This window comes from Priestia endophytica, assembly GCF_026790145.1.
GTDB lineage: Bacteria > Bacillota > Bacilli > Bacillales > Bacillaceae_H > Bacillus_I > Bacillus_I endophytica_A.
The window spans coordinates 1-5,904 of the sequence record NZ_JALAMS010000059.1 but is presented as its reverse complement, the minus strand read 5'-3'; the positions used below and the strand labels follow the sequence as shown (position 1 = coordinate 5,904).

The window sequence follows — 5,904 nt, the reverse complement described above, 5'->3', positions numbered from 1 at the left end:
GTCATTTCGTACAGCTACTTACATACTGTGTGGCATAGAAGCCATGCATATGATTAAAAAGAAACAGACTCACCAAAGGGAGAAGTCTGTCCAAAATCAAAAAGAATTCATCCATCAACTGTTTGGATTAGCTTCATAAGTTAGCAACTTAAAGGAAACTGGTTCTCTATGTCTCTAGTAATAGGTTTTTGCACCAGAACCCTTGTTTTTGGAAAGTTTAGATGATAATATATAGAAAATTGTCACAATTTAAATGGACCGTTGGTCCGTTTTGAAAGAGGGATAAAAATGTAATCGGTTTATCGGAGCTAAGTAGAATGCTAATGCTACCGAAGGCAACAACTTTCCGCATTGCTGAAACACTGGCTGGAGAGATTAAATATTGCTTATCAACTTATTTAAATAATAGTAAGGAGGCCAGCTATGATGAAAATGAAAAAAATAATGGTAACTGGAGTGGCAATGTCGATTTTAGGATCGGCAGCGGGAGGCGCTGATGCTGATAATGTCCCTTCTGATTGGTCTTCTTCCTCGGAGAACACGGTAATTACGGATGAGAAAGCTCCGTCCACGATTTCCAATTCTTATGAAAACACAAAAGAGCTTATAAGGAAATTTCCAGTGATGAATCCTACTCCCATCGACACAGAACTGGGAAAAGACATTCAAAACCGTCTGCTAAATGGATTTGAAAATTGGAATAGAGGCTATGATGCTTGGAAGGCGTGGGGAGATATTCTATATACGGAGGATTCCCTTTACAATGTTCACGGTGTGAAACTGACTCTGAAGGAATATCAGGACTCCATGAATGCGATGCTGAAAACCAGCGATATTCAGATGGGCAACTTTAATAATATGATCGTCAGCGGGGACTGGACTGCGATCCGCTATGATATCTCAACGATCAACAGGCAGACCGGTGAAGCAGTAGACGGAAGTGTGATGGAGTTCGTCCACTTTAAGGATTATGGGGACAAACTGGGTACCCGGGTTCTGGAAGGCTGGGCTGGAACAAAGGGAGCCGATTTTGCCGAATTATCTAACTTCCAAACCGAAGAGGAAAAGGCGGCGCAACAGGCCGAATTAGAGAAAATCATCAATACGTCAATACCGGACACCTCGAATCTGGAAAAAAAATACCCTGTTGCTTATCCAACCCCCATTGATACCAAGATGGCTAAGAAAATTCAAAACGCTATCTTGAACGATTTTGATAACTGGAACCAAGGCTACGATGCCTGGGCGACATGGGCGGATACCTATTATGATAGCAATATGCAGTACCATACAAATTCGGGTACTATGACACTGGAAAAATACAAGGACGCTGTAAAGGATGCTGCTGAATCGACGGATGTGAAGCGGATTTACTTTGATAATATGCTGATTAGTGGAGATTGGGCGGCCATTCATTACAGGATCACGAATCAGGACTTAACAACAGGTGAAAAAACCGCTGGTGATGTGATGCAGTTCCTTCACTTTGCAGAAGATGGAAATGGTGTGAAAGTGGTTGAATCATGGACAAAATAAGCTTTTCCTATGTAGACTGTCATGAAAATGCGTATCGAAAGAGCTGCCTTCAAATGGAATACCATGTATCTATTGCAAGCAATTGAGCATTTGAAAACGATAGGAAAATGTAAAGAGGAATTACTTCCTCATATATCCCCATTGGGATGGAAACATGTTAATTTCTTAGGTGAATATTCATTTAAACCTGAGATTTCAAACTCTATTCATTTCCTACGTCCACTTAGAACATAAGTAAAACCCTGATTTTTCTCCTTAGCGTAGAAAAATTAGGGTTTTACTTTCTAAAAAATGTATTAACGTATAATATCTGCGTTTTGTCGGCAGAACCCCTTTTCTTTTCCTTTAATTCCAAACTCCAAAGCAAACCATTCTTTAAATTTTCAATCTACCTTTGTTTATCAAATTAAATAGAGGCAGCCAAAATCCAGTTAATATATGGAACTAAAGCACCAGATAGAATTCATCTAAAAAAACCTTTTTCTGAAAATTAGTTTTTTTACAACAAAAAAGAAAACATATCCTGAAAGAAAAATAATCCCAACTAAATATTCACTAACACTTTGTGATAGCAATCCCTCCTGAATAAGTGTATAGACGACAAGTAAAATGGAAGTCCCAAATGTTGTTGCCATGGTAAAAGGAAAAAGTTTGATACTACTAATGCCTGAAACCCCATTAATGATGCTTGAAGGAGCAAAAGGGAGTATTCTAGATCCCAATACGTACCAAAACCCTTTAAGTTCCACTTTTTTAATACTTTTGGATTTACTTTGCTCAATACCCAATCTTGGAAGGCGTATCGAACACTTAGGAATACACATACTGAACAGATCACACTAGTAAGTATGCTCCAACCTAACCCAAATTGAAGACCTAAGAGACTAGTATTTATCCAAGTAACAAGATACAGTGGAACAACAGGGAACAAATTATGAATAAACATAATGAGAAAGGTGATCAACAAAATAGAAAGCGTGTTTTCACTTAATTTAGAAGTAATAGTCTGTATATCTCCTGATATAAAACTGGTAAATAACTCTTTATAAAAATTATTGGGAAGATCTCCATTGGATGAAAGTATCCATCCAATGACCGCAACAGCCAATAATATAGCAACCAAAAAAATAAAACCCATTAGATTATTTTTTAAAGATTTACCCTTGCGCATTGTATAAACCTCTAATTATTAGTGCTTTTTAAAACATCATTTAAAAAAAGTTTACATTTCTGTACAGTTATCTAAATTAAAAAATCACTATAAACTTTTGAATTGACGGCACGTTACCAATACCTCTTCCCTTGATATACGCTTTATAAGTTTTCTAAAAATTCCCTATTTTCTTATAAGGATAACAAACTCTCTTATCTAGTTCTGAACTATATGAATGCCCCCCCAGTATAATGCTTGTATGAGCGATAGATAAACACCGTTCTTGTATTATTTCCACTACATTATAAAACCTCAGCTTATACTGTGATTAAAAGCTGAGGTTTAGCAAAATAGGATTCAGTTGATATTTTTTCCGTTTAATTAGACTTTGCTTTTTCGTATATTTGGATGTCTTTTTTATTTATAGTTAATTTCTTACTAAGCTACTTATAATTGAAGCATCTTAATTGTTATAACTCTTATTGATAATTATATTTCCTTTATCTTCTTCATGTTTCTTTCTATATTTTCTCTCTATAAAGAATAAGGTGAACCCTGCTACTAGAGAAAGCGCGTATGCCAACCCAAATAAAATTTTATTTTTCATATTAATTATCCCCTTTGTGTTAAGTAAATTATATATCGTGCTTTTTATCTGCTTAAGTTGCTATCTACACTTTAAATAAGTACTGAAAATTCCTTATACATCACATTATAATAGAGAAATTAATAAAAAAAATCGTACAACAAGGCAATGTTTAAATGTACGAATGGGCATATATACTTTGAGAGTTTTGCTGTAGTCATCACGTATATTTTCTATTCTTATCCGGTGTTCTAAGTCCGATAACATAGCTAGTGTGCTGAATAACCTAACAATCTATAAGAAGTCGTCTTTGTCTACATAATAAAAAGGAGTCCCAAGGAATCTTTATTGCTTTTTATTATAGTCCTCCGCCGTTTATATTTTTAAAGAAAGTCCGTTCAACCTAAAAATTGAACGGACACAATAAGTTTATATTAGCTTTTTTACAACCTTTATATAATAAATTTCTTTTTCTTTTCTTTTTCTGTCATCATTTTCATGATAGACTCGCCTTCTATATCGATATTAGGCAAAATTTTGTCCATCCATCGTGGCAAATACCAAGCAGATTTCCCTAATAAAGTCATGACTGCTGGTACTATGGCTAATCTTACAATAAAGGCATCAAAGAGAACACCAAATGTCAAGGCCATCCCCATAATTTTGACCATCGGATCAGGAGTCAGCATAAATCCTGTGAAAACAGCAACCATAATCAAGCCGGCTGCGGTTACGACATTACCACTACTCTTCATCCCAGCTAAAACAGCTTTCCGTGCATCTCCTGTATGCATGTATTCCTCTCGCATCCTGCTCACAAGGAATACTTCATAATCCATGGCAAGACCAAATAAGATGGCCACCACAATGACAGGAAGGAAGTTTAAAATAGGACTCGAGTTCGGAAATCCGAAGAAATCAAGAAAATGACCATCTTGAACCACAAATACTACAAATCCTAGTGTAGCTCCTAATGAAAGGACAAATCCTAATACAGCTTTTAATGGTACAAGAAGAGACCTGAATACAATCACAAGAAGAAGAAAAGCAAATCCAACGATGATGATAGCGAATTTTACCAATGCTTTTGACAGACCTTCAGAAAGATCAATATCTGCTGCAGTCTGACCTGTTACTAGTAACTCAACTTCCTTATTAGATTTATCCCTAATGTCGTGAACAATATCTTTTGTTTTTATATCACTAGGACCTGTTTCAGGTGTTACGGATATCATAAATACTTTTCCTGATGAACCTGGTATGGCTGGATTTACTGTTTTTACATTTGAAATACCCTTGATTTCTTCAGTAATTTCATTAGCTGCTGTTTGTGCATCCTTTACACTACTATCTGTTTTCGCTACCACAACTAATGAGGAATGATATCCTGGTCCATAAGCTTCAGAAAGTAAATCATACCCTCTTCGTTCTGTTGTTTCTACTGATTTTGTTCCATTGTCAGGAAGCCCAAGTTGCATGTGGAAAAATGGAGTACTTATAACAACTAGTAGCCCAATTCCTAAAATAGTTACTATAAACGGACGCTTTACTACAAATTTGCCCCATTTATTAGAGGAAGTTTGTTTCTTATTTCTACCTGTTATTTTACTTAATAATCGATTACTCTTATAAGGACCCATTTTGTGACCCATAAGGGCTAATACAGCTGGTACCAAAATTAATGCAATGAAGACTGCGATTAAGACAGTAAATGCACCAGCAAATCCCATCGCTGTTAAAAAAGGTATTTTCGTAACAGATAATCCAATAAGTCCCATAATAACTGTAATTCCCGCAAAAACAACGGCGCTTCCTGCCGTCCCCGTTGCGATTGCGATGGACTCTCTAACAGAATAATTTTCTTTTAATTGCTGTCTAAAGCGAACAATGATAAACAAGGCATAATCGATTCCGACTGCAAGCCCCAGCATTGCGGCCACAGAAAGCGAAACGGATGGTATATCAATAAAATTGGTACCTACCACAATGGCTAGCAGCCCGATTCCTAATCCAATAATAGAGGTTAAAATCGGCATCCCTGCAGCCAAAAATGACGTGAATGTGATAGCCAAGATAACGAAAGCAATAATGATGCCAATACCTTCTGCTGGTCCACCTGCTTCAGTTTCTGAAAAGGCGACTGTACCAGCTAGCTCTGTCTGAATTCCTGCATCACGCGTAATCTTTATATTTTTTTTGACAATACTTTTCGATGAGTCCGTGACTTTATCAGCTTCTACCTTATACGTGACTGTTGCATAGCCTATTTTCTTATTTTCCGATAAGTTACCTAGTTGTACAGGTGTAGCGATTGAAGTAACCGCATGATCATCCTTTTTAATTTCGTTTAATGTTTCCTCTATAACTTTATTTACTTTCTGCGAGTCTAGCGTCTCGCCCTTTGGAGCTTTAAATACTAATTGTACTTGCCCACCTGATTTTTCCTTAGAAGAAGGAAACTCTTTTTGAAGCAATTCCCCAGCATCAGCAGATTCTGTGTTTGACATAGACATTCCTTCACTAAAGGACATTCCCATATTTACCGCCAAAACACCGAGAGCAATCAATATTGCTATCGTTCCACTAATAATCTTAACCTTATTTCCTGCTACCCAATATCCTAATTTAT

Annotated in this window: 5 protein-coding genes and 2 pseudogenes; 4 read left to right on the top strand and 3 right to left on the bottom strand. The window is 36.5% G+C overall.

The genetic code is table 11. The annotated features are described in order from the left end of the window. The 4 genes and pseudogenes from MOC86_RS25925 to MOC86_RS25915 all read left to right on the top strand — a co-directional run. Positions 1-139, top strand: a pseudogene (locus MOC86_RS25925) (IS6 family transposase); the annotation flags it as partial. 154 nt (positions 140-293) lie between these two features. After that, positions 294-497: a helix-turn-helix domain-containing protein gene (locus tag MOC86_RS27600; RefSeq protein ID WP_419146695.1), complete on the top strand. Its 204-nt coding sequence runs from the start codon at positions 294-296 to the stop codon at positions 495-497. Beyond that, entirely contained in the window at positions 424-1,536 is a 1,113-nt protein-coding gene (locus tag MOC86_RS25920) for a nuclear transport factor 2 family protein (RefSeq protein WP_268586780.1), read from the top strand. The genes MOC86_RS27600 and MOC86_RS25920 overlap by 74 nt, the downstream gene beginning before the upstream one ends. 54 nt (positions 1,537-1,590) lie before the next feature. Beyond that, positions 1,591-1,770: pseudogene (locus tag MOC86_RS25915) on the top strand (Tn3 family transposase); the annotation flags it as partial. 233 nt (positions 1,771-2,003) lie between these two features. On the opposite strand, the gene MOC86_RS27595 reads toward MOC86_RS25915, so the two are convergent. From MOC86_RS27595 to MOC86_RS25900, 3 genes are all read right to left on the bottom strand, one after another. After that, a complete protein-coding gene (locus tag MOC86_RS27595) occupies positions 2,004-2,360 on the bottom strand; it encodes a VTT domain-containing protein (protein WP_419146694.1) in 357 nt (118 codons plus the stop codon). Between the two features lie 792 nt (positions 2,361-3,152). After that, positions 3,153-3,296 carry a hypothetical protein gene (locus MOC86_RS25905; RefSeq protein WP_268586778.1) on the bottom strand — a complete coding sequence of 48 codons (144 nt, stop codon included), beginning with the start codon at positions 3,294-3,296 and terminating at the stop codon, positions 3,153-3,155. A 431-nt stretch (positions 3,297-3,727) separates the two neighbouring features. After that, on the bottom strand, positions 3,728-5,904 hold a 2,177-nt coding region (locus MOC86_RS25900), incomplete at its 5' end, for an MMPL family transporter (protein WP_268586777.1).